The organism is Epilithonimonas caeni DSM 17710, assembly GCF_000426465.1.
GTDB lineage: Bacteria > Bacteroidota > Bacteroidia > Flavobacteriales > Weeksellaceae > Epilithonimonas > Epilithonimonas caeni.
Window position 1 is genome coordinate 257,558 of the sequence record NZ_AUFK01000014.1, and the last position, 24,558, is coordinate 282,115.

Below are 24,558 nucleotides of genomic sequence, written 5' to 3' on the forward strand. Positions count from 1 at the left end.
AATGATCATCCAAGAAGTAAAAAATGCAGTTTCTGAAAAGAAAATCTGTATTTTAATTCCTACTTACAATAATGAAAAAACTTTAAAAAGAGTGATTGACGGTGTATTGACTTACACCGCAAACATTATTGTGGTAAATGATGGTTCAACAGATTCTACAACAGAGATCCTTAATAGTTATCATGAGATCACAATTGTTTCTTTACCCGAAAACAAGGGAAAAGGAAATGCACTTAAAACCGGCTTCAGAAAGGCAAAGGAATTGGATTACAATTATGCCGTTACAATAGATTCTGACGGACAACATTACCCTGATGACATCCCGGTTTTTGTAGAAGCTTTACTTGCCGAGAAAAAAGATGTCCTTCTGATCGGAAACCGGAATATGTCGCAGAACGGCATTCCCAAAAAAAGCAGTTTCGGAAACAAGTTCTCTAATTTTTGGTTTTGGTTCGAGACCGGCATTAAGTTGGAAGACACGCAATCAGGTTATAGGCTTTATCCTTTGAGAAAGATTCCGAAAAAATATTTCACACCAAAATTTGAGTTTGAGATCGAGATCATCGTAAGAACAGCGTGGAAGCATATTCCTGTGAAGAATGTTCCGGTGAAAGTCTTGTACGACCCGGCTGAACGTGTTTCTCATTTCCGCCCGTTTCGGGATTTCACCAGGATCAGTATTCTGAATACAATACTGGTTTTCATAACCTTGACCTACATAATTCCTAGAAACTTCATCAGGAATTTCAAAAAAAAAAGTCTTAGAAAGTTTATAAAAGAAGATGTCCTGGAAAGCGATGGCAGCAATCGTAACAAAGCTTTTTCTATCGCTCTGGGGATTTTTTTCGGACTTTCTCCGTTTTGGGGATTTCAGACTGCGATTGTAATTTCCCTGTCAATCCTTTTTAAGCTGAATAAGGTTTTGGCATTTGTTGCCTCAAATATCAGTTTGCCGCCTTTTATTCCGTTTATTATTGCTGGCTCATTATTTATTGGAGCTCCGTTTGTAAGCGGCGAAAGTAATTTTTTAAATCAGGACCTGAATTTTGAATTGGTTAAAACCAATCTCCTTCAATACATCATTGGAAGTTTTATCTTGGCAACATCAGCTTCTTTAATTATTGGAATTGGGTCTTATGTACTTTTGAAAAAGATAGATCCGAAAAACGGCTAAAGCCGGGGAATATGCATCATAATTCTCTTTTATTAATATTTGAATCTCGCAGATTTTAAAGATTAAGCAGATTTTTGAGAAATCATCTGCCAAATTTGCAAAATCTGCGAGAGTGCTAAAAATCAAAATCCATATTATACTGATAATCAATATTTTTATCATTTTTAATTTTTAAATGCGTTTGCCCTAGCTAAATCACTTTAATTTTTTCAAGGTTTTCTTAAGATATCTTTCAACATTTTCTTTATCCGGAACAGTTGTGATTTCTTTGGTCAAAGCTTTTTCGAATTCAATTTTTGCTTTATAATAGTCTTTAATTTTATAATAATATTTCCCGGATTGATAATAGCCCCACCAAAAATCCGGATTCAGAGATTGATAATGAATGATAAATTCATCTGAGAGAATTTCACTATGATCAAATTTAGAACTTAATTTTTTGTATTCTTCATAATTCTTGAACTTCTGAGAATCTATAAAAGGGTCTTTAGCAATATTCAATTCTGACTTTGCAAACTCTCCTGTTTTCAATCGGTTATCTGAGAAAATGTCATTCAGGTCATAACAGACAAATTCTCCTAACTGATAAGGATTGGAAGAAACCCAAACCAGTTTTTTCTGAGGCGAAAAAATCACAGCGTGATGCGCCAAAAGCTGATTAAGCGCTTTCTCATTTCCATAACCGATTTTTTCTCCCTTCAAACCCGATCGATCTCTTAAGATTGAAGCCATTTTTTCAGGGTTGAGCTTTGGATTCTCTTTTAAAAGTTCCTGAAGTTTTTCATATCGATACTCCGAATGACTTTCTAAAATCTGTTTTTGATTTCGTTTATTATTTTTGTAAGCCTCCGACTGAAAATGATTGGTACAAACAACCATACTTGAATTTTCAACTTTGTAAACACCAAAATTATCCGGAGAAACCTCTATAATCACTGCATTTTTATCATTTGCACTTCCCACCAGAATCGATTCCGAAACGAATACTTTTCTCTTTTTCGCAATCGCAATCGCTTCGTCAATATTTTTTGCAAACTGAAGAATCTCTCTTGTTACAAAGGAAATCGGCGTTTTTGCAGTCAAAGGAATTTTAGATTTTCCAGCGTTGATTGTAACCGTAATTCCTTCTTTATTCATTCCGGAAACTACGCCAATCATTCCCGGCCAGCTTACGGACATATACGGGATTCCGCTTTCCGGTTCTACAAATTCGATTAGCTTATTTTTAGCAAAATCGTCTCCAACATAAAAATCGAAGTTCCGCCCGATCAACAGATTGCCATCTTCCGTATTTTCATTCCAAACGGCCAAAGAAGAACAGCCAACCATCATCAGATCCTGCATCGCGTGACCAATGTCGTGAGCGCCGTGCAAATACAAGCTTCTAAGATATTTCGGTGCAATAAAATCATATTTATCCGATGAGTACTGAGATAACCCGAATAATTCTGCCTGAAAATCTTCACGGACATTCAAGTACATTTTCCGGTTATACCATTTCAGAAAACTTCTTAATAATTTTTGTTTGAATTTTGACGGAACAAAACCTTCTATCTTGGAAAAGAAGATGTCTTCCTGTTTCTGCATCAGATCTTGTGTCAAGGCACCATTGTTATAACCCAACTGCAGTGGATTTCCCTTGATATAAAGTTCCCAAAGCTGCTGTTTGTTCTTAGTTAGATAATTTTGATCAAAGCTAAAAGTTGAGTCATTGATTTTATCAACTTTTGGAATTTCAAGTGAGTATTGACCAACTTCCGGAACATGATGAACCGATTTTGAGATCCCACAAGACACAAGACTTACAATCAATAAAAAGTAAAGCAAAACTTTTTTCATCAATTCTTGTTTATGACTTCCATTAATCTTTCATCGATAACTTCTTTTCCAAGAATCTCCGAACAAGTAACAAATGCCCCGATCGTAACGCCAAGAATACCATGCATATTGATACTTTGCCCGGTTAAAAACAAATTACCAATCTTAGTTTTTGGAGAAATAATGGTTTTCAGAGGGTTGCTGGAATCTTTCACATAACCATACATATTGCCTTTGTAACCGCCGATGTAATCTCTGTAAGACAATGGCGACGAAGTATAGACCGCCTCTATATAAGAACGTAAATCAGGAAATTTCTTCTCTATTTCGGCAATGAATTGTTCGGCTTTTTTTTGCTTGAAATCTTCGTATCCCGATCCTCTTTCGTAATGTTCCGCAACTGTATTAAAAGAGTTTTCCCATTCTTTGACCTCATCATAATCCATATAGGTAATGGCAGTCAGGCTTTCAGAAAATTCCGGATCTTGGTTTGAAGAACAAGACGAAAGCATATAACATTCCGGCCATTTTACCGTTTCCGGCAAAGACTTTTCCCAAACAATATCTTCTGACCTGTAATGGTAATAATTATGATTAAAATGTTTAAAGGCATTAGGTTTCAAAACAATATAAACACTGAAACACGAACTGATCGGTTCAAGGTCATAGATCCTTTTTGTAAATGACTTTTTGTATCGCTCTTGTCCCACCAGATCCAAAGTTGTCCTGATCTCAATATTCGAGATGAATTTCTTGGCAAAGAATTCTTTACCAACTTTGGTCTTGACCGATCTCAGAATATTCTCGTCATCGAAAACAAATTCATTAACCTCAGAATGTTTATAAACTTCCGCACCATATTTTCGGAGTTCTTTTATGATCAATCTTGAGATCTGACTTCCGCCATTGATACATTTGTAAGAACTCTGGATATAGGAATTAACCGTCAGCGCGTGAACATACAAAGGTGTTTTGTTAGCAACACCAGCATATAAGAAATTAGAACCGGAAAGCACAGCCTGAAGTTTTTTATTAGGCGTGACGGATTCTATAAATTTCTGAGCATTGATGTAGAGAATATCATCATTATATTTTCCTTTTCCAACAAGATTATACCGTGGAAACTCATTACAAATATTTTGAATTTCCTGAATATATTTGGTTAAGTTATCTCTTTCGTCGGGAAATATTTTGGACAGTTGTTCCACGAAATTTTCATAACCCTGGGAATGTGGATATTCAATTTCATCATTATCGAATGTGATCCTGTCAAAACCATTTTCATCCAGTTTCTTTAGATTCAGATCCTGCATTATTCCAAGATAGGTAAAATACTGATTAAGGTTCTGTCCTTCGGAAAGTCCCCCTAAATAATGTACGCCTGTATCGAAAATCAATTTGTTTCTGGAAAAGGTCTGGAGGTTTCCGCCGTATTGATTATTCTTTTCCAGAACGCATACTTTAAGACCTTCTTTCGCCAAAACGAGGGCCGAAACAAGTCCTCCCAAACCGCTTCCGATAACCAATATGTCGTATTCTTTTTCCAATTTTTACAGAAGTGAGATGTTAGACTTTAGATGTTAGATTAAAAAGTATGCTTTAAACGTTGAATCGCTCGCAGCCCGGCTTGAGCGGAAATCCTTTTTGTGTAAACTTCAATTCTATTTAAACTGAAATCGTCTGCAAAAAAGATTGGGAGTCCTTCGACTTCGCTCAGGATAAACTACAGGTGGATTAAGCTGCCATAAAAATATTGAAAATTAATCAATATCGTCCCAAAAGTCAAAGTAATTGAACCATTGGAGCGGATATCTTTTTATCATCGATTCCAGATTGTGAACGTAAGAATTGAGTAAGCCCTGAGAATCACGTTTTTTGATGTTCTGAGCAACTCTTGCATAGAGATGATAGTGGAGATTTTTTTCCTTCATCACATAAACATAGACCACGGGAACGCCCAACCTGGAAGCAATCAGAAATGGCCCAGCGGGAAACTTCGCAGATTTACCAAGCAATTCAGTTTCAAGGAATTTGGAGCCTTCGAAATAGCGATCGCCCGTGAAACAGATCAGTTCGTTTTTGGACAATGCTTCATTGATCTCAAAAATGTGGGACATATCGTCTTTGACGTAGATAAATTTGATATTGCTTTTCTTAACGGCAATACTTTCCATATATTCCCGAATAACCGTAACTTCTTGGTCTGTAGTTACCAAATTGATCTGAGCATCAAAATCGATGTCGGCAAAAAAGTGTTCTGCGATTTCAAAATTTCCGATATGTGCGCTAATCAAAACGCCTCCTTTTTTTTGAGCTAAAAGGTTTTTGAGGTTTTCTATCCCGTCAAATTCGTAAGTAAATCGATTGCGCAATCCTACAGAAATAGCTGTTTTATCAATCAAAATCTTACCAAAAACAAAGTAACTTCTGAAAACAGACAACTTCGATTTCCAAGAACTGTAAGCTAATCTTTTTTTGAAATAATATGAAATGTATTGATTGCTCTTCTTCTCGAAAATGAAATAGTAAGTCGCAACAAAATAAAGAACAAAATAGGAACTGCGAACGCCGAGATTCTTAATGCACCAAACGAAAATCTGATAACCTAAGATCGTTCCTTTGGATTTGCCTTTCCATTTGTTCATAGCGCAGATGTTAGATTTTAGATACTAGATATTAGACTAATAACATCTTCTCGGGTTATGCCGTTTTTTCAGAAATTTTTTGCTCTATCGTATCATAGAAATCATCGAACGTCACAATCTGTTTGAAATCAGCTTCTCCTAACTTCACACCAAAATTGGACTCGATAATGACAACCATATCGATGTAATCCAGACTGTCTAGGCCTAGCGTTTGTTTGAGGTTGGCGTCGTTTGCGATATCATCTCTATCCACCTCAAATTCGTTGACAAGAAAATCATTAACAATCGTAATAATTTTATCTTTTTCCATAATTTTATTTAAACAAATTTCTTAACAATTAGTGCTGAATTGGTTCCTCCAAAACCAAAAGAATTCGACAAAAATACGTCAATTTTTTGATTTTTTGTTTCTGTTATGAGATTTATCTTTTTCGAGTCCTCATCCGGATTTTCCAGATTGATGTTTGGAGCTACAAAATCATTCTGCATCATGAGGATAGAATAGATAATTTCGCTTGCACCAGCCATCCAGCACTCGTGGCCGGTCATAGATTTGGTAGAACTTACAGGAACCTCGTTTCCGAAAATCTCGTAAATCGCTTTTGCTTCGTTGGCATCTCCTAAAGGTGTGGAAGTGGCGTGAGCATTGATATAATCGATGTCTTTCGCCGTTAATCCAGCTTGATTCAAAGACCTTTCCATTGCCAAAGCCGGTCCGTCAACATTGGGCGTAGAAATATGTCCTCCGTTGGACGAGAAGCCGTAACCAGCAATCTCCGCAATAATATTGGCGCCTCGTTTTTGTGCAGATTCCAGACTTTCAACAATCAAAGTTGCTGCGCCTCCACTTGGAATCAATCCATCTCTTGCGGAATCAAATGGTCTGGAAGCTTTCGTCGGGTCATCTTCTCTTGCAGAAAAAACGCCTAATCCATCGAAACTTGCCATTGAAAATTTGTTGGTTTCCTGAGCTCCTCCACAAACTACCATATCTTGCAATCCATTTTTAATCAATAAATAAGCTAATCCCAACGAATGCGAGCCACTTGCGCAGGCAGCACTGATCGTAAGATTGATCCCTCTTAGTTTAAAAATCGTGGAAAGGTTCATTGTGACAGTGGAGTTCATCGATTTGAAAATCGCACCGGAACCCATCAACTGTGTATCTTTTTTCTCTCTGACAATATCCGTAGCTTCTATAACTGCCTGTGAAACACTATCGTTTCCATATAAAATCCCGACTTCATTCTTATCTAAGAAATCCTGCTCTATTCCAGCTTGTTTTAAAGCATCGATTGTAGCCAAGTAAGCATATTCGCTTTCTTCACCCATACTAATGCGCTGTCTTCTGTTGAGAAGACTTTTCAATTCCGGTTTTGGAACACGACCTGTAAGTCCAGACCTGTATCCAAATTCCTTTCTATCCTGGTCCAGGACTATTCCGGATCTTCCTTCGTAAAGCGATTCTTTGACCTCATCCAAAGAAATCCCAATGCAGGAATAAATTCCCATTCCGGTAATTACAACTCTATTTTCCATTTTTGAAAATATAACAATTTAGCAATTTAAAATCTAAACACATTGGCATATTGTTAAATTTTTACATTGCCAGATTATTTTATGAATAAATTCCTCCGTTAATATTAATCACTTCACCTGTGATGTAAGATGATTTTTTTGATGCCAAAAATGCTACCAGATCTGCCACTTCTTCCGCTTCGCCAAAACGGTTTGCCGGAATCATTGCTTTCAACTCATCTTCATTAAAATCCTGGGTCATATCGGTTTTGATGAATCCCGGCGCAACAGCATTCACTGTAATATTTCTTTTAGCAATTTCCTGAGCCAAAGCTTTAGTCGCTCCGATCACGGCTGCTTTTGCGGCAGAATAATTGGTTTGTCCTGCCGTTCCTTTCACGCCGGAAACAGAAACCATATTGATGATCCTGCCATATTTGTTACGCAACAACTTCTGAATAAAGAAATTGGTCACATTGAAAAATCCGTTCAGACTTGTATTGATAACATTGTTCCAGTCCTCGTGTTTCATCCACATAAACAATCCGTCTCGTGTAATGCCAGCGTTATTTACAATGACTTCTACTACAGAATCAGGATTTTTCTCCTGCCAATCGCCAAGAACTTTTTGCGTTTCTTCAGAGTTTCCTACATCAAATTTAAGAATTTCGCCCGTAGAACCCAATTCCTGAACTTTAGCAAGAGTTTCTTCCGCAGCAGATTGATTAGATGTATAATTGATTAAAATATGATAGTTTTTTTCTTCTGCCAATTTTAGACAAATAGCCCTACCAATTCCCCTGGAACCGCCTGTTATAATTGCACATTTCATTTGGTTATGTTTTATTCGTTATTCCATAGGTTTTTATCTACGGTTATTGATATTGAACCCTTCGGGTTCTTTGATGTTTAATCATTTTTTTCCATAGGTTTCACCTACGGCTATTAACATTGAACCCTTTGGGTTCGTCAATTGATATTATTATTTTTTCAAATACTGTTTCACTTTCTCCAAATACGGATACATCACCATATCATCGGAAAAAGCAGGAATTATTTTTCTGACCTCATCATACAACTCCTTAGTTGATGACGAAATCTTATCCTGAAAACCAAGATATTCAATCGCCTGAACAATTGTAATTAATTCAATTGATAAAACTTCGAAAGCATTTTCGATAACTTTTCTACAAATCACAGCTGCATTGGTTCCCATACTCACAATATCCTGATTATCATTATTATTAGGAATACTGTGAACATACATCGGGTTGGACAACATCTGGCTTTCCGCCGTTGTAGAAGTTGCCGTGAACTGAACACCCTGCATCCCAAAATTGAAACCTAATTTCCCCAGATTTACAAATGGAGGAAGGATTTCGTTGATCTTAGAATTCAGAAGGTAATTTAATTGTCTTTCGGCAAGCATTGTCAGCTTTGTAACAACGATCTTCAGCTTGTCCATCTCGAGAGAAATATAATCGCCGTGGAAGTTTCCGCCGTGATAGACGTGTTGATCCTCAACATTGATGATTGGGTTATCATTAGCCGAATTGATTTCGTTTTCCAACACTTTTTCTGTGTACTCCAGAGTATCCAAAACAGGTCCCAAAATCTGCGGAACACATCTGATGGAATAATATTCCTGAACTTTTTCTTTAAAGACTTTATCTTGCTCTTCAAAATGGGTGTACAAATGGTCAGCTCTTTTTCTTACCAATTTGCTGTCAGACAAATGAGCTCGCATTTTTGCTGCAATTTTTTGCTGGCCTGCGTGAAGTTTTGTTCCATTGAGAGCTTCGGACAAATGGTCGTCATAAGCCTGAACAATCTCATTGATCGCACAGGAAAGCTTAAGTGAAATTTCTGTTAACTGACTGGCTTTGTAAGCGTTTACAATACCAATTCCGGACATCACAGAAGTTCCGTTCATAAGAGCCAAACCTTCACGGATCTCAACATTGATCGGTTCAAGTCCTTCAATTTCGAAAACTTCTTTTGTTGATTTTCTGTCACCTTTATAGAAAACTTCACCTTCGCCAATAAGCACCAAAGCCAGATGCGCCAACTGAACCAGATCTCCACTTGCACCAACGCCGCCATGTTCGAATATCAACGGCGTAATATCTCTGTTAATTAATTCTTTAAGCAAATTAACGACCGAATTGTGAACACCGGAATTCCCAAGAGACAACGTGTTCAACCTTGCTAACATACAAGCCTTAACTTCTGATGCCAGCAAAGGATTTCCGATTCCCGAAGAATGGCTTCTTATCAGATTATATTGTAACTGATGTGTATCATTATCATTGATCTTGAATTGCGCCATTGGTCCGAAACCCGTGTTCACACCATAGATGACTTTATTTTTTGAAAATTCTTTCAGGAACTGGAAACTTTTATCCACTCTTTGTAATAGTTCTTCATCCAGCTCTATTTTTTGGTTTCCAATTATTATTTTTTGAAAATCCTGAATGTTTAAATGGTTGCTAATTTTCATTAATTATAGTGATAAAATACAAATTTCTTATATAATTGAATATTTGTCATTAATTTTGCGCAAAGATAAAAGTTTTATTAAACAAATGAGTAAAGAATTTGTTGATGTTCTAGTCATTGGTGCCGGACCTTCGGGTTGTGTTTCCTCTGCTTTCCTAAAAAATAATAACATCAATGTAAAAGTTGTTGAAAAAACAAAATTCCCAAGAATTGTTGTTGGCGAAAGCTTAATTCCAAGAGTAATGGACCATTTTGACGAAGCCGGTCTTTTCCCAGCTTTGGACAAAATGGGATTTGAAAAGAAACTGGGAGCACGTTTTATGCGAGGTGATGAAGTCTGTATTTTCGATTTCAGCAACAAATTCGGAGAAGGCTGGGACTGGACCTGGCAAGTTCCTAGAGCAGATTTCGACAACACCTTAGCTCAAGAAGTTATAAATAAAGGAATCGACCTCGAATTTGAAACCGAAGTTATCGGAATCGAATTCAATGGGACAGATTCTGTCACAACTGTAAAAAATAAAGACGGAGAAACGAAAGAGATCCACGCCAAATTTGTGATTGATTCCAGTGGTTACGGACGGGTTTTACCAAGATTATTGAATCTGGAAAAACCTTCAAAATTATCTCCCCATTCAGCAATATTCTCTCATGTTGATGATATCAACAGAGAAGAAGGCGTAGAAGGAACGTTGATCTCATTTGATATTATTGAGACCGAAGTCTGCCTTTGGGTCATTCCCTTCTCAAACGGGAATACAAGTTTAGGGATTGTTGGTCCAACTGAATATATTGAAAAACTGATTGAAAACGGAGACACGGCCGATGCATTAAGAAAAGCGATCTCACTTTCCGATTATTATGTCAAACGTTTTGGTGATGTAGAATTTTTGTTTGAACCAAGACATCTGAAAGATTATTCTTGTTCGGTAAAAAGTTTATTCGGAGACGGATTTGCTTTAACAGGAAATGCTTCAGAATTCCTTGACCCGGTTTTCTCATCAGGAATGGCATTCGCCACAGAATCCGGAATGTTAGCCGCAAAATTAGCGTTAAGACAACTCAACGGAGAAACCATCGATTGGCAAAAAGAATATTCTGATCATATTTTATATGGCGTCAATGTTTTCACAACCTATGTAAAAGAATGGTACACGGGAAATCTTCAGGAATTATTTTTCCACCAGCCAGAAAATCCCGATGTAAAAAGAAAGATATGTGCTGTCTTGGCAGGCTATGTATGGAACAAGAAAAATCCGTTTGTGAGATTGCATGATTCCGCAGTTATCAATCTTGCAAATTACATCAAAGTGGAAAAACTGGAACAACAACAATAAAAAAAGACCGCAAACTGCGGTCTTTTCATTTAATTTCTTTATTAATTTCTCTCAGCAACAGCCTCCCTAATTTTTCGTATGCAGCCGAAATCCTATCATATTCCATCACATCTCCGCTCATTCCTGCTGGCAACTTTCCAACCACTTCATTAGCACTTATGTCAAGTAAAGTAACTGCTGGATTATCTGTTTCAACAAATCTTATATTAGCAGACAATATTGCTGGTTGCATTACAAATCCTCCGTGCCATCCAGGAGATATCCATTTCGCATCAACAACAAGGTTATATTTTGAATTAATATCTTTTTTAAATTCTATTTTTTTTGAATTATTTAGCGCTTTTAAAAAATCATCCAGATAAACAGACTTATATTTTTCCCATTCATCGCTCCACTTTTTCCATCCGGCTTCACTTCGTTTTGGATTTGACAAAAGCTCTTGCTTTCTGTTTTCTAGATATTGAGACTCAGTCATTTTTTCTTTCAAGAACAACACATTATCAAATTTCAGTTCAACACTTACTTGCGTTTGGTCCTTTAAAAAATCAAAATTACCTGATTCAATTTTAAGCTTTTGAGCAAACACAGTTGTTGTAATTGCCACAAAAAACATTAATAGTATTTTTTTCATTAGTTATTAATTAAAATTTTAAGCTCGTAAATCTATAAAATTAATCGGTTTTCTACTAATTGGATTAAAGACGATTTTTGATAAAATATCAAAATCTACAATTTCAATTTTTGGTCCGACTCTCAGTTTTGCCCGGAAATGATCCCGCACTTCGTTTACAAAATTCTCATTCTCATTGTCTGTACTTAGTTTGATAATGATTTCATCCAAGCCGATTTCATCCGACTGAATAACGATCTGATAACACAAAATATTATTAAAATCATTCAGGATATCACCCATCGCCGGCGGATAAAGTGTCGTCCCTTTATACTTTATCATCTGCTGTTTGCGTCCGATAACAGGGCTCAATCTCATTGTATTTCGTCCACATTGGCAAGGTTCATAATGTGCTTTTACCAGATCTCCGGTTTTGAACCTTAACAGAGGAATTGCTTCAACGCCTAAAGTTGTGATTGTCAATTCTCCACTTTCACCTTCTTGTACTGGATTTTCATTTTCATCAAGGATTTCTGTAATAATGAGTTCAGGATGCTGATGTCCGCCAACTTGAAATTCGCATTCTGTGAAAGCCGTGCTCATTTCGGTAGAAGCGTAAGTTGAGAAAAGTTGAATATCCCATTTCTCTTTGATTTTTTTTGAAAGAATATTATCTGCGAAATCTTGATTTTTAAGTCCTTCCCCAATACAAATCGCCCCATAAACACTGGAATTTTTGTAATCTAACCCGTGTTTCTCAGCATAATCTATCATTTTCAAAAGAAACGAAGGAACTGTGATCAGATATTTCGGTTTATATCTGAAAATCGAATCCCACTGCAATTCCGGAATCCCGGGTCCCATTCTCACAACACTTGCTCCCATTTTCCTAAGCCCAAGAAAATAGGCCAAACCTGCCATAAATCTTTTGTCAATCGTTGTAATCATCTGTACAACATCGCCTTTTTGAACCCCTGCACAAGCGAAAGAAATTGCTTCGTTATAAGCCAATCTTTCAAGGTCATTATCAGACAATCCAAAAGTTACAGGGTCGCCTAAAGTTCCGGAAGTTGTGCTATAATCTACAATCTTATCAAATGGAACGCAGAAAAAATTGTGATTATGTTGTTGCAAATCATTTTTAGAAGTCGTCGGGATTTTCTGTAGATCTTCCAAAGTCTTGATATCATTAATATCGAGATTGTTTTCTTTGAATAATCTCTGATAAAAAGGTGAATGATCTTGCAGGTAAATCAAAAGCTCTTTCAGTTTCGATTCCTGAAATTGTTTGATAGTATCTCGGCTGGATGTTTCAATTTTTGGGTATAGTTCCAAGGATAATGGTTTTTAATTCAAATTACATTAACCACAAAAAGTTTTTTATGCACTTAAGTTTAATAAAAAAGTATAAAATAGTTTGCTTATGAGCACCTAAGTTTTAAAATCTTCGGTTTTATCTAAAGTGAACTTCAACTTTGATAATAATAGATTTTCTAAAGTGGCTTAAGTGTTTAAACCAAACAATTCTTTTGTGACTTTTGTGGTTTTAATCTTTTGCACAAATTTATAAATTTTATAATTCTGAATTTGAAGTTTTTATCATTCAGAAACGCTATAAAATATGCTTTAAAAATCGACAAAAATCACTAAATTCGCAAACTTAATCCATCAGAAACAGATTTTAGAGTTTGAAAATGAGCAAGTTCACTGAATATAAAAGCCTTAGCCTTACTGAAACTGCAAAGAACGTTGCAGAATTCTGGAAAAACAACAATACTTTCAAAAAATCCGTAGAGATCCGAGAAGGACAACCGGAGTTTGTTTTTTATGAAGGACCACCTTCCGCAAACGGAATGCCGGGGATCCATCACGTTATGGCAAGAGCTATCAAGGATATTTTCTGTCGTTTCCAGACTCAGAATGGGAAGCAGGTTTTTCGTAAAGCTGGCTGGGACACGCACGGACTTCCTGTAGAATTAGGCGTTGAAAAAGAACTCGGAATTACTAAGGAAGATATCGGAAAAAAAATCACGATCGAAGAATACAACGAGGCATGTAAAAATGCCGTAATGCGTTACACCGATGTTTGGAATGATATGACCGAGAAAATCGGATATTGGGTGGATCTGGATAATCCTTACATCACTTACAAACCAAAATATATGGAAACGGTTTGGTGGCTTTTGAAACAAATCTATGACAAAGGTTTGATTTATAAAGGTTACACCATCCAGCCTTATTCTCCAAAAGCAGGAACAGGATTATCTTCTCACGAGGTTAATCAACCAGGCGCTTATCGTGATGTTTCCGACACAACGGTTGTTGCTCAGTTCAAATCGTTGCCGGAAACTTTGCCTTCGTTTTTACAAGGTTTTGGCGATGTACATTTCTTGGCCTGGACGACTACACCTTGGACTTTACCTTCCAACACAGCTTTGACAGTTGGTCCAAAAATCGATTATGTTTTGATTAAGACTTTCAACCAATATACTTTTGAGCCGATCAATATTGTTTTGGCGAAAGCTTTAACTGGAAAACAATTCGGGAAGAGATATACTGAAGGGACTGATGACGATTTTACAAATTATACTTCTGAAAGCAAAACAATTCCTTATCAAATCTTAGCAGAATTCAAAGGTGCTGATCTGGTTGGAATCCGATATGAGCAACTTTTAGATTACGCAAAACCTTACCAAAATCCGGAAAACGCTTTCCGAGTGATTTCAGGAGATTTTGTAACAACAGAAGACGGAACCGGGATTGTACACACCGCGCCGACTTTTGGTGCTGATGATGCGAAAGTGGCGAAAGAAGCGTCGCCAGAAGTTCCGCCAATGTTGGTTCTGGATGAATATGAAAATCCGGTTCCCTTGGTGGATCTGCAGGGTAGATTTTTATCAATCATCAATGATGAAACGTACGGTTTTGCGAATGAATACGTGAAGGCTGAATATCTGAATGATGAAGAAAAAGCAGCTGAATTTAACATTCAGAAGGAGAAATTAAAATCAATAATTTCGGATCTAAAGGTTTATTTATCTGTAGATGAAAGAATTGCTTTGAAACTGAGAAAGGAAAACAAAGCCTTCAAAGTTGAGAAATATGTCCATAGCTACCCGCACAGCTGGAGAACAGATGAGCCGTTGTTGTATTATCCATTGGATTCCTGGTTCATCAAAATGACGGATTTGAAGGACAGGATGTTCGACCTTAACGAAACCATTAACTGGAAACCAAAATCAACCGGGGAAGGCCGTTTCGGAAACTGGCTGAAAAATGCCAACGACTGGAATCTTTCCCGTTCAAGATATTGGGGAATTCCATTGCCAATTTGGAGAACGGACGACAAAAAAGAAGAAAAGATCATCGGTTCTGTTGAGGAATTATATAACGAAATCGAGAAATCCATAAAAGCAGGTTTCCTAAAAGAAAACCCGTTCAAAGGATTCAAAATAGGCAATATGTCTGAGGAAAATTATGACTTGATTGACCTTCACAAAAATGTGGTTGACAAAATCATTTTGGTTTCTGATTCAGGAAAAGAAATGAAACGTGAGAGCGACCTTATCGATGTTTGGTTCGATTCAGGTTCAATGCCTTATGCTCAACTGCATTATCCTTTCGAAAACAAAGAATTAGTTGATAACAACAATGCTTTCCCTGCAGATTTTATTGCGGAAGGTGTTGATCAGACTCGTGGCTGGTTCTATACTTTGCATGCTATCGGAACAGCGGTTTTCGATTCTGTAGCTTATAAAAATGTTGTTTCCAATGGTCTTGTTCTTGATAAAAACGGACAAAAAATGTCCAAACGTCTTGGCAACGCAGTTGACCCATTTGAAACTCTAGCGGTTTATGGCCCAGATGCAACGCGTTGGTATATGATTTCCAATGCGAATCCTTGGGAAAACCTGAAATTCGATATTGAAGGAATTGATGAAGTGAGAAGGAAATTCTTCGGAACGCTTTATAATACTTATTCTTTCTTTGCTTTGTATGCGAATGTTGACGGATTCAAATACCTTGAGAGCAACGTTGAAAATCGTCCGGAAATCGACCGTTGGATTTTATCTGAATTGAATCTTCTCATCAAAGAAGTTAAGTCTTTCTACGAAGATTACGAACCGACAAAAGCGGCAAGAGCCATCAATACCTTTGTAAATGACAACTTGTCCAACTGGTATGTGAGATTGTGTAGAAGACGTTTCTGGAAAGGCGATTACAGCGATGACAAGATCTCAGCTTACCAAACTCTTTATACTTGTCTGGAAATTGTTGCGAAACTTTCAGCACCAATTGCGCCATTCTTTATGGACCAATTGTTCCAGGATTTGAACAAAGTAACAGGTAAAGAATTGGTAAATTCTGTTCACTTGACAGATTTCCCTGTTGCGGATGGATCATTGATTGACCAAGATCTGGTTGAAAAAACACATCTCGCGCAACAAATTACTTCTATGGTTTTTTCATTGAGAAAAAAAGAAAACATAAAAGTTCGTCAGCCTTTGCAAAAAGTGATGATTCCTGTTTTAGATAAGAAAACCGAGGAGCAAATTTTGGCTGTTTCAGAATTGATCAAACAAGAAGTTAATGTTAAGGAATTACAATTGATAAACGCAGAAGAAGCCTCACATCTTATTGTAAAACAAATAAAACCGAATTTCAAAACCCTTGGCGCAAGACTAGGAAAAGACATGAAAACGGTTGCCGGAGAGATCTCAAACTTCACAACCGAACAAATTGCTGAACTGGAAAAAACAGGAAAAGCAACCGTTGCCGGATACGAAATAACAATCGAAGATGTGGAAATCTCCACAAAAGATATCCCGGGCTGGACAGTTGCAAGTGAAGGAAAAACAACTGTGGCATTAGATTTGGTATTGACGGATGAATTGAAGGCGGAAGGTGTAGCAAGAGAGTTCATCAACAGGGTTCAGAATCTGAGAAAAGAAAAAGATTTTGAATTAACGGACAGAATATCAATCCAATTGGAAGAATCCTGCCCTTTCAAACAAGAATTTATCAACAATCATGCATATATTTCTGCAGAAGTATTGTCGGATAAAATAGAATTTGTAAATTCACTTTCAAATTTCGAAGAAATAGAGATAGATGAAGAAAAATTCAAGGTGAAAATTGAGAAATAAATAGCACTAATTGATTATCATTAAGGATTTGTTAATTAAACATCATTATTGAAATATTTCAAATTTTATCTTTATTCTTGTTAATTAAAAAATGCGTAGCTGCTAATAATAAGCTAAAAAAATAAAAATTTGAACAATTAACAACGATGGAAATGGCAGACGAAAAATTAAGATATAGCGATGCTGAGCTGCAAGAATTCAAGCAATTGATCCAAGAAAAAATTGCAAAAGCAGAAAATGACCTTGGTCTTATAAAAGAAAGTTTTATCAATAATCAAAATAACGGGACGGACGACACTTCGCCAACCTTCAAGGCTTTTGAAGAAGGCGCAGAAACACTCAGCAAAGAACAAAATGCGATCTTGGCATCGAGACAGGAAAAATTTGTCCGTGACCTGAAACATGCATTGATCCGTATCCAGAACAAGACTTACGGTATTTGTAGAGTAACCGGAAAGCTAATCCCAAAGGAAAGGCTGAGAGCTGTTCCACACGCAACACTTAGTATCGAGGCTAAGAACATGCAGAGATAAAGAACTGATCTTCAAAATACAAAGTCCGAATTTCCGATTCTAAAGATTGGGAATTGGGGCTTTTTTCTTATAATGATGATATTGACTATTATTTTACTTTTGATCGCTGTAATTGGTTTTGCCCTTAGCAGAAGCCAGTCGGTCAAAAACATTTTTAAACCTGAGCAGAAATACCACACCATCGATGACGAGTATAATGCAAAACGTAAAGAACGACAGGATGAGATCGATGAACTCCTCAGCAAGATCGGAAAAAACGGCTTGAACGACCTTACCGAAAAAGAACGTAAAAGGCTGGACGAATTATCCAAGAAATAAGTAATTTGAATTACATTTGCAAAACCTTTTGAAGAAAGATCAGTCTCAAAAAAATCAAAAAAAATGGAATCTATAATTGTACACACCAAAAACTCTATGGAGCTTACCGCACTGAAAAGCGTGCTGAAGGACATGAATATCGAGTTTGAAAAATTTCACACAAAAAACAATTTTCATAATAAGAAAACCATCCAAAAGATCAGCGACAGAAAAGATAAAAAAATCACCAGAACACCAAAACCAAAAGGACTGTAATGAAGAAAATAGTTGCGATCACATTCTTGATTCTTCTCATTGATCAATTTTCCAAAATATATGTCAAAACCCATTTCCAACTTGGTGAAAGTGTAAATGTTTTTGGACTTAGCTGGTTCAAGATGACCTTTGTTGAAAACCCTGGGATGGCCTACGGATTACATTTCGGTGGATTGTGGGGGAAATATGCTTTGATTATACTGAGAATAGTCCTGGCAATCGGTATGATAATGCTTTTTAAGAAATGGCTGAAAGAAGGTGCTTCCAACTACCTCATCATTCCAATGGCAATGATATTTGCAGGTGCTATCGGAAATGTTTTTGATGGCGTATTCTACGGTGTCATTTTTGACAGTGGAACTTTCTATGATGCAGAATCTGGAACATGGATCGATTATAGCGGAATTTCCAAACTCACGCAATTCGGTCACGGCTATTCTGACCTCATGAAAGGCTGCGTGGTAGATATGCTGCATTTTCCTCTGGTAGATACAACCTGGCCAGAGTGGATTCCGGTTCTTGGAGGAAACAGAATCGAGTTTTTCAAATATATCTTCAATGTTGCCGATAGTTCTATCACGATCGGTGCATTGTTCCTTTACATTTTTAGGAAAAAAGCTTTTCCAAACGGATTAGATTTTTAGAAATAAGATCAAAATACACAAATGAAAATAATTAAGAACTTGATCAAAATATTCCTGCTGCTCTTCGTAGCAGGATTTCTTTTTATCGTTTTTGCCAATTACTCTATCACGAAAGAAAGTGATCCTTTTATTTCGTATGCGATTTCTGAAATTCCGAAGGTAAAAACCGCCGTCGTTTTGGGAACAAACAAAAGTCTGAGCAACGGGGGACCTAATCCATATTTCAAATACAGAATAGATGCTGCTACGGAACTGTACAGATCCGGCAAAATACAAACCATCATTGTAAGTGGCGATAATTCTGTAAAAGGTTACAATGAACCGGAACAGATGAAACTAGACCTCATAGCAAACGGGATCCCGGCAGAAAAGATCTACGAAGATTTCGCCGGATTCAGGACATTGGATTCCGTTGTAAGGGCTAAAGAAATCTTTGGACAAAACAAAGTCATTTTCATCTCTCAGAAATTCCATAACGAACGGGCTGTTTTTCTCGCTAAAAATCATGGAATAGAAGCTTTTGGCTACAATGCTAAAGATGTGGACAAATATGCGGGACTGAAAACCAATCTCCGTGAATATCTTGCAAAAGCCAAAGCCTATCTGGATATTTGGTTCCATGTAGAACCGAAATTCGGCGGAGAGAAAATCTTAATTCCTTAGAAAAAACCTTTCAATGTTTACAATTTACCGCCCGTCATATTTTGATGGGCTTTTTATTTTTTGTCTTCTATATTTGTTTAAGAAAATCATCAAAAACTATATAATTATGGTAACATTTGTTCTCGAGATCGTCTTTAGAATTATCGACTTTTTCACTCAATTATTTTAATTTATAAATTACTTAAGTTTAAAAACAAAAAGCAGTTTTCTAAATAAAGTTTAAAGTAAATTCGTAGAATCAATCAACAAAATATCATTGTGACCTTACTTAAAAACTGGAAATATCACGTTTTTACAATAACTTATCTTTTAAGTACAATTTTCTTTTTTTTGACATTCAAAAAATTGATCTATACAGAACTATACTCAAAAAAACATTTAAGCCTTTACATCTTCGAATTATTCTTTGTCACATTTTTACTTTATATCATTTCAAATATTGTTATCTATTTTATTGAACTTTTTTCATTAAAACAACTTTTCAGTTTTAGAAACATAGCATTGATCATCGGTATTGTATTGATATTACACGTTATTTTCCAAATAATGCTTTGGCCTTTTCTGATCTATGCACAAAATTTCTTAGTAGAATCCGAGGCCCGGTTTGAGTATACAGCCGATCAGACTTTTGACAAAAGAATTGTTAATTATTTTTATTTTCTCTTTATCACAATCAATTGGCTTGTCTTTATCTGTGCCTACAAGATCTATAAAAGCAAACAGGAGGATTTAAAACAAAAATTATCTATTGAAAAAAATCTGAAAGATGCCCATCTCAACACCTTGAAAGGGCAGATCAATCCGCACTTTATTTTCAACAGTCTCAACAATATCCGAGGATTGGTACAGGAAGACCCTTTGAAATCAAAAGAAATGATCACAAGACTTTCAGAATTGCTGCGATCGTCTTTACTTTTGGGAAAAACCAATTTTGTAACCGTAGAACAAGAAATGGAAACGGTTGAGAATTTTTTGGAGATCTCTAAGATCCAGTATGAAGATAGATTAAGTTTTCAGTTTGATATTTTGGACAAAACAAAAAGCATCCAGATCCCGCCGATGATCTTGCAGATGTTGGTAGAAAATGCCGTAAAACATGGAATCTCTACATTGAAAAACGGTGGTAATATTTTGATAAAAACCTATTTGGATAAGAATGACCTTCAAATTATTGTAAAAAATACGGGCAAGATCTCTCAAATTGAAGGTTCAACAAAAATAGGCCTACAAAACATCGAAGAACGTCTGAAGCTTCTTTATGATGAGAACGCTACGTTCAAATTATCCGAAAACAATGATGAAGTGATTGCAGAGATCAGCATCAATTCGGGAAATATTAATATTTAAATTTGACAAATGAAGAAGATCAATGCTATCATCGTAGAAGATTCCAGACTTGCACGGAACGAATTGAAGGATTTATTGAATGATATCTCTGAAATCGAAATTCTTGCCGAAGCAGAGAATGCCGATGTCGCTTTTGAATTGGTCAACTCCCATCAACCGGATCTGATCTTTCTGGATATTCAGTTGCCTGAAAAAGATGGGTTTCAGCTTCTGGAAATGCTGGAAAATGTTCCGATGGTCATTTTCACAACCGCTTTTGATGAATTTGCCATAAAGTCTTTTGAGTACAACACTCTGGATTATCTTTTGAAACCCATTAATCCGAAAAGACTTTCATTAGCCATCGAAAAAGTAAAACAAAAACTTGCCGATACTACAGAAAAGCAAGATAAAAAACTTGATTTTGACGATCAGATCTTCATTAAAGATGGTGAAAAATGCTGGATGGTAAAAATGTCCGAAATCTACCTTTTCGAAGTAGAAGGCAACTATACGAAGGTATTTTTTCGTAATGAAAAAGCCGTTTTAAACCGTTCTCTGAATCTCATTGAAAGGAAACTTCCTCAGGAAAAATATTTCCGCGCCAACAGAAATACCATTTTCAATATCAATTATATAGAGAATATCGAGAATTGGTTCAGTGGCAACTTGATGATAAAACTCCCTTATGATAATCAAGTGGAAATCTCCCGCAGGCAAGCCGTTCTATTCAAAGAGATCTATGGAATTTAATTTCTGATATTAATTTCTTAATGCGTCTAAAAACAAGATAAAATCTAAATTTTGTCTATTTTTGTACAAATTATAATTAAAAAATGTCTAGAATCCTTACCGGAATACAAGCCACCGGAACCCCACATTTGGGAAATCTTTTGGGAGCAATAATCCCAGCGATCGAATTATCAAAAAAAGCAGGGAACGAATCCTTTCTTTTCATCGCCAATCTGCATTCTTTAACTCAGATCAAAGATGCGAAAGAACTGAAACAAAACACTTACGAGATTGCTGCGGCTTGGCTTGCCTGTGGACTAGACACAGAAAAAACTTTTTTTTACAGACAAAGTGACATCCCGGAAACTTGTGAGTTATCCTGGCATTTGTCGTGCTTTTTCCCTTACCAGAGGTTGACGTTGGCGCATTCTTTCAAAGACAAAGCGGACAGACTGCAGGACGTAAACGCAGGACTTTTCACTTACCCGATACTGATGGCCGCAGATATCTTATTATATGATGCAGAGATTGTTCCTGTTGGGAAAGACCAGCTTCAACATTTGGAAATTGCACGTGATGTTGCTTCGAGGTTCAATAATCAGATGGGCGAAGTTTTGGTTTTGCCGCAAGCAGAACTGCAGGAGGACACCAAATATGTTCCGGGAATCGACGGGCATAAAATGTCTAAATCCAGAGGAAATATCATCAATATCTTCTTACCGGAAAAAGAATTGAAGAAGCAGGTTATGTCCATTGAAACTGACTCCAAAACTTTGGAGGAGCCAAAAGACCCTTCAACGGATAAGACCTTTGCAATCTATGAATTGGTCGCGACACCTGAACAAACCGAAGAATTGAGAGCAAAATATCTGGCTGGAAATTATGGCTACGGTCATGCGAAAAAGGAACTTCTGGATTTGATCTTAGTAAAGTTTGCGAAAGAAAGAGAAACTTTTAATTACTACATGAACAATCTTGATGAGCTGGAAATTAAATTACAGGAAGGTGCAGAAAAAACCAGAGTTATTGCCACTCAAACCATAAAAAGAGTCAGAGAAAGTTTGGGAATTTGATTCAAACTTTTAATCATATAGAAGCCCTTTCAAGATCTTGAAAGGGCTTTCTTTTATAAATACTCTTTGATTTCTGACAAATGCTTGATAAACGTCAAACTTTCTTCTTGAGGGTTTTCGTCTAAAACATCAAAGAAAATGACATCAATTCCAAAGTTTTGGGCTCCTTTCACATCTGCGATCCAATCATCTCCAATTAATATACTTTCTTCTTTTTTAGCTTTTGCAAGATTTAAGGAATAGTCAAAAATCTCTGGTCTTGGTTTTCTGATGTTGACAGAATCCGCACTGGTAATCGTCTCAAAGAAATCAGCAATTCCGGACAAAATACATTTTCTTTCGGTTACTTCCTGGAAACCATTGGAAATGATATGCATCTTGTAATTCTTTGATTTCAAATAATTGAGTAGGTCCAATGCTCCGTCAACCAGTTCATTATACTTTAGAATTTCGTCTAAAAAATGATGTTCAAAGTAGTCGGCAAGAATCCGATCGTCAATTCCAAATTTCAAAAATGTATCATAGAAACGATGTTTCCTAAGATATTCTTTATCAATTTCCTCATCTCTGATCTGCTCCCAAAGTCTCTCATTGATGATATGATAAGTACGGTGAAATTCTTCGAAATCGATTTTATAGGTTTCAGCAATTTTCTGCTGACCGAATAACTCCCTGATTGTTAAATATGCATTTTTGCGGTGGTCCCAAAGTGTATTGTCCAGATCAAAAAAAATGTGCCTTATGTTTTTCATAAGGCACAAATCTAATCATTTTCTGATCCACGTAGGAAAGTTCAAATCATAAATCAATTATTAAAATCTAAAAAACTTTAATTTTTCGAAACCAAAATAGCTTTTCTGTTTTTAGTTTTGAGTGTGTGAATATTCTTGGAATAATTCAACAAAAAATCAATTATTTCTTTTTTAGGCATCAAAGCTTTTTTAGTTAAAGTGTCGTTTTTTTTCATAGGCAGACTTTTACAAGAATAACGCCAAAAAAAAAACTTTATTATTATTTTGTCAAAATAATTTTATGCTCCTCCATTATTTTTCTAAGATTGATCAGCGCATATCTCACTCTGCCCAAAGTGGTATTGATACTTGTATCTGTATGATCCGCAATCTCCTTGAAGCTTAGCCCGTCAAAAAATCTCAATTTGATAACCTCCTGCTGGTTATCTGGTAGCATTACCAGCATCTTTAAAAGGTCTTCATTAATTTGATTATCAATTAACTTGTCCTCAATATTATTTTCAGGTTCTTTTATGATATCAAAAATAGAGAACTCTTCATTCTCAAAAGACGTTTCAGAGATCTTGATGTTTTTAGACTGCAACCTGTAATGGTCAATTATCAAATTATGGGCAATTCTTTTTGCCCAAAGGATGAATTTGTTTTCTTCTTTGTAGCGTCTCTCTTTAAGAGTTACGATTATTTTCATGAACGTGTCTTGAAAGATGTCATTTGCAAGGTCCTCATCCATCAATTTGTAATAGATAAAATTGAAAAGATCTTTCTTGTGCCTGTTTATCAAATAAGAAAGTGAGTTTTCATCACCGTTTTGATATTGTAGAATCAGCTGGCTATCAGTTTGCGTTTTCATAACTTTACTTCATTAAGTATAGAACCAGACCAGATATTAATTATAGAGATAATTAATTTGGAGAGATTCAATCTATTTTATTTTTCTGAAGTAAATTTATTCTATACGCTTTAATTTAGGTTTGTAAAAATAATAAAAAACTTAAAACGAAATGTTAATGAATTGTTAAACTTTCATTTTTCTTTAATTTGATTCAAATAATTCCAAAAAGTTAAATCATTTTATCACAACCAAAGGGATATTTATTGTGAAATTGACATTAAGCCCTTTCAGTTCCTTACCGTTTATTCCATCTTTATCAATTGAAAATCCATATCCGCCGGTCAGGTCCAAAATTCCAAAAAGGCTAAAACCAGCCTTTGGTGCAATATATTTATTCGTTGCTTCTGCTCCCAAAATAAAATAGTGGGCATGATAAAAATCGACGTTCTTCTGAAAATTCAGTAAAAGATCTGCGTTCACCTTTGGCATTATTACGAACTCATTGTTAGAGGAACCCATCAAAGCTGAAGCCCCAACTCTAAAAAGCACATCATCAGTCTTCAAGAAAAGCAGCTTCCCTCCGACCTCTCCAAAACTTTGGTTTTGATAGACATAGCCTACGTTTATGAATTTGTGCATCGTCAATTGCGATTTCATTGTACTAGAAAATAGGAGCACAAAA

General features: G+C 36.1%; 24 protein-coding genes. 11 read left to right on the plus strand and 13 right to left on the minus strand.

Translation table 11 applies throughout. The features are described 5' to 3' along the window. Position 1 precedes the first annotated feature (1 nt). Positions 2–1,174, plus strand: coding sequence for a DUF2062 domain-containing protein (locus K319_RS0109420; protein ID WP_027383438.1), 1,173 nt, complete (start codon positions 2–4; stop codon positions 1,172–1,174). Positions 1,175–1,369: 195 nt separating this feature from the next. Here K319_RS0109420 and K319_RS0109425 read toward each other — a convergent pair whose 3' ends face one another. The 7 genes from K319_RS0109425 to K319_RS0109455 all read right to left on the minus strand — a co-directional run bounded on the left by K319_RS0109425 (position 1,370) and on the right by K319_RS0109455 (position 9,655). Then, positions 1,370–3,013, minus strand: coding sequence for an acyl-CoA--6-aminopenicillanic acid acyl-transferase (locus K319_RS0109425; protein WP_027383439.1), 1,644 nt, complete (start codon positions 3,011–3,013; stop codon positions 1,370–1,372). Continuing rightward, positions 3,013–4,539 carry a phytoene desaturase family protein gene (locus tag K319_RS0109430; protein ID WP_027383440.1) on the minus strand — a complete coding sequence of 509 codons (1,527 nt, stop codon included), beginning with the start codon at positions 4,537–4,539 and terminating at the stop codon, positions 3,013–3,015. The genes K319_RS0109425 and K319_RS0109430 overlap by 1 nt, the downstream gene beginning before the upstream one ends. A 213-nt stretch (positions 4,540–4,752) precedes the next feature. After that, a complete protein-coding gene (locus K319_RS0109435) occupies positions 4,753–5,637 on the minus strand; it encodes an LpxL/LpxP family acyltransferase (protein WP_027383441.1) in 885 nt (294 codons plus the stop codon). Between the two features lie 55 nt (positions 5,638–5,692). After that, positions 5,693–5,947, minus strand: a complete 255-nt coding sequence (locus K319_RS0109440) for a phosphopantetheine-binding protein (protein WP_027383442.1) — start codon at positions 5,945–5,947, stop codon at positions 5,693–5,695. Positions 5,948–5,955: 8 nt separating this feature from the next. Further along, positions 5,956–7,176, minus strand: a complete 1,221-nt coding sequence (locus K319_RS0109445; protein ID WP_027383443.1) for a beta-ketoacyl-[acyl-carrier-protein] synthase family protein — start codon at positions 7,174–7,176, stop codon at positions 5,956–5,958. Positions 7,177–7,255: 79 nt separating this feature from the next. Then, a complete protein-coding gene (gene fabG / locus K319_RS0109450; RefSeq protein ID WP_027383444.1) occupies positions 7,256–7,987 on the minus strand; it encodes a 3-oxoacyl-ACP reductase FabG in 732 nt (243 codons plus the stop codon). Between the two features lie 150 nt (positions 7,988–8,137). Next, positions 8,138–9,655, minus strand: coding sequence for an HAL/PAL/TAL family ammonia-lyase (locus K319_RS0109455; RefSeq protein ID WP_027383445.1), 1,518 nt, complete (start codon positions 9,653–9,655; stop codon positions 8,138–8,140). Positions 9,656–9,740: 85 nt separating this feature from the next. Here K319_RS0109455 and K319_RS0109460 point away from each other — a divergent pair, with 85 nt between their 5' ends. Continuing rightward, positions 9,741–10,991, plus strand: coding sequence for an NAD(P)/FAD-dependent oxidoreductase (locus tag K319_RS0109460; RefSeq protein ID WP_027383446.1), 1,251 nt, complete (start codon positions 9,741–9,743; stop codon positions 10,989–10,991). Positions 10,992–11,016: 25 nt separating this feature from the next. On the opposite strand, the gene K319_RS0109465 is transcribed toward K319_RS0109460, so the two are convergent. Together K319_RS0109465 and K319_RS0109470 are read right to left on the minus strand one after the other, a co-directional pair. Beyond that, positions 11,017–11,622: a hypothetical protein gene (locus K319_RS0109465; protein ID WP_156907085.1), complete on the minus strand. Its 606-nt coding sequence runs from the start codon at positions 11,620–11,622 to the stop codon at positions 11,017–11,019. 18 nt (positions 11,623–11,640) lie between these two features. After that, complete coding sequence (locus K319_RS0109470; RefSeq protein WP_027383448.1) at positions 11,641–12,936, minus strand: phenylacetate--CoA ligase family protein; 1,296 nt, start codon at positions 12,934–12,936, stop codon at positions 11,641–11,643. A gap of 359 nt (positions 12,937–13,295) precedes the next feature. Here K319_RS0109470 and ileS point away from each other — a divergent pair, with 359 nt between their 5' ends. The 9 genes from ileS to trpS all read left to right on the plus strand — a co-directional run bounded on the left by ileS (position 13,296) and on the right by trpS (position 22,292). Continuing rightward, positions 13,296–16,748, plus strand: coding sequence for an isoleucine--tRNA ligase (gene ileS / locus K319_RS0109475; protein ID WP_027383449.1), 3,453 nt, complete (start codon positions 13,296–13,298; stop codon positions 16,746–16,748). A gap of 152 nt (positions 16,749–16,900) precedes the next feature. Further along, the gene (locus K319_RS0109480) at positions 16,901–17,281 is read left to right on the plus strand and encodes a TraR/DksA family transcriptional regulator (protein ID WP_027383450.1); all 381 of its coding nucleotides are present in this window, start codon (positions 16,901–16,903) and stop codon (positions 17,279–17,281) included. Between the two features lie 72 nt (positions 17,282–17,353). Then, positions 17,354–17,599 (plus strand): DUF6576 domain-containing protein, encoded by a 246-nt coding sequence (locus K319_RS0109485; RefSeq protein WP_027383451.1) that lies wholly within the window; start codon positions 17,354–17,356, stop codon positions 17,597–17,599. Positions 17,600–17,662: 63 nt separating this feature from the next. Then, positions 17,663–17,854, plus strand: a complete 192-nt coding sequence (locus tag K319_RS0109490) for a DUF2683 family protein (RefSeq protein ID WP_027383452.1) — start codon at positions 17,663–17,665, stop codon at positions 17,852–17,854. Continuing rightward, entirely contained in the window at positions 17,854–18,498 is a 645-nt protein-coding gene (locus K319_RS0109495) for a lipoprotein signal peptidase (protein ID WP_027383453.1), read from the plus strand. The genes K319_RS0109490 and K319_RS0109495 overlap by 1 nt, the downstream gene beginning before the upstream one ends. Before the next feature lie 21 nt (positions 18,499–18,519). After that, entirely contained in the window at positions 18,520–19,161 is a 642-nt protein-coding gene (locus K319_RS0109500; protein ID WP_027383454.1) for a SanA/YdcF family protein, read from the plus strand. A 258-nt stretch (positions 19,162–19,419) separates the two neighbouring features. Next, positions 19,420–20,508, plus strand: coding sequence for a sensor histidine kinase (locus K319_RS0109505; protein ID WP_027383455.1), 1,089 nt, complete (start codon positions 19,420–19,422; stop codon positions 20,506–20,508). A gap of 9 nt (positions 20,509–20,517) precedes the next feature. After that, complete coding sequence (locus tag K319_RS0109510) at positions 20,518–21,240, plus strand: LytR/AlgR family response regulator transcription factor (protein WP_027383456.1); 723 nt, start codon at positions 20,518–20,520, stop codon at positions 21,238–21,240. Positions 21,241–21,323: 83 nt separating this feature from the next. After that, complete coding sequence (trpS, locus tag K319_RS0109515; protein WP_027383457.1) at positions 21,324–22,292, plus strand: tryptophan--tRNA ligase; 969 nt, start codon at positions 21,324–21,326, stop codon at positions 22,290–22,292. A 53-nt stretch (positions 22,293–22,345) separates the two neighbouring features. Here trpS and K319_RS0109520 read toward each other — a convergent pair whose 3' ends face one another. From K319_RS0109520 to K319_RS0109535, 4 genes are all read right to left on the minus strand, one after another. Beyond that, the gene (locus K319_RS0109520) at positions 22,346–23,044 is read right to left on the minus strand and encodes a YjjG family noncanonical pyrimidine nucleotidase (protein ID WP_034671620.1); all 699 of its coding nucleotides are present in this window, start codon (positions 23,042–23,044) and stop codon (positions 22,346–22,348) included. 77 nt (positions 23,045–23,121) lie between these two features. Further along, the gene (locus K319_RS21640; protein WP_169712661.1) at positions 23,122–23,259 is read right to left on the minus strand and encodes a hypothetical protein; all 138 of its coding nucleotides are present in this window, start codon (positions 23,257–23,259) and stop codon (positions 23,122–23,124) included. 44 nt (positions 23,260–23,303) lie between these two features. Next, positions 23,304–23,894: an RNA polymerase sigma factor gene (locus K319_RS0109530; protein WP_027383459.1), complete on the minus strand. Its 591-nt coding sequence runs from the start codon at positions 23,892–23,894 to the stop codon at positions 23,304–23,306. 216 nt (positions 23,895–24,110) lie between these two features. Then, the gene (locus K319_RS0109535) at positions 24,111–24,515 is read right to left on the minus strand and encodes a hypothetical protein (RefSeq protein ID WP_316930924.1); all 405 of its coding nucleotides are present in this window, start codon (positions 24,513–24,515) and stop codon (positions 24,111–24,113) included. Between the last annotated feature and the right edge of the window lie 43 nt (positions 24,516–24,558).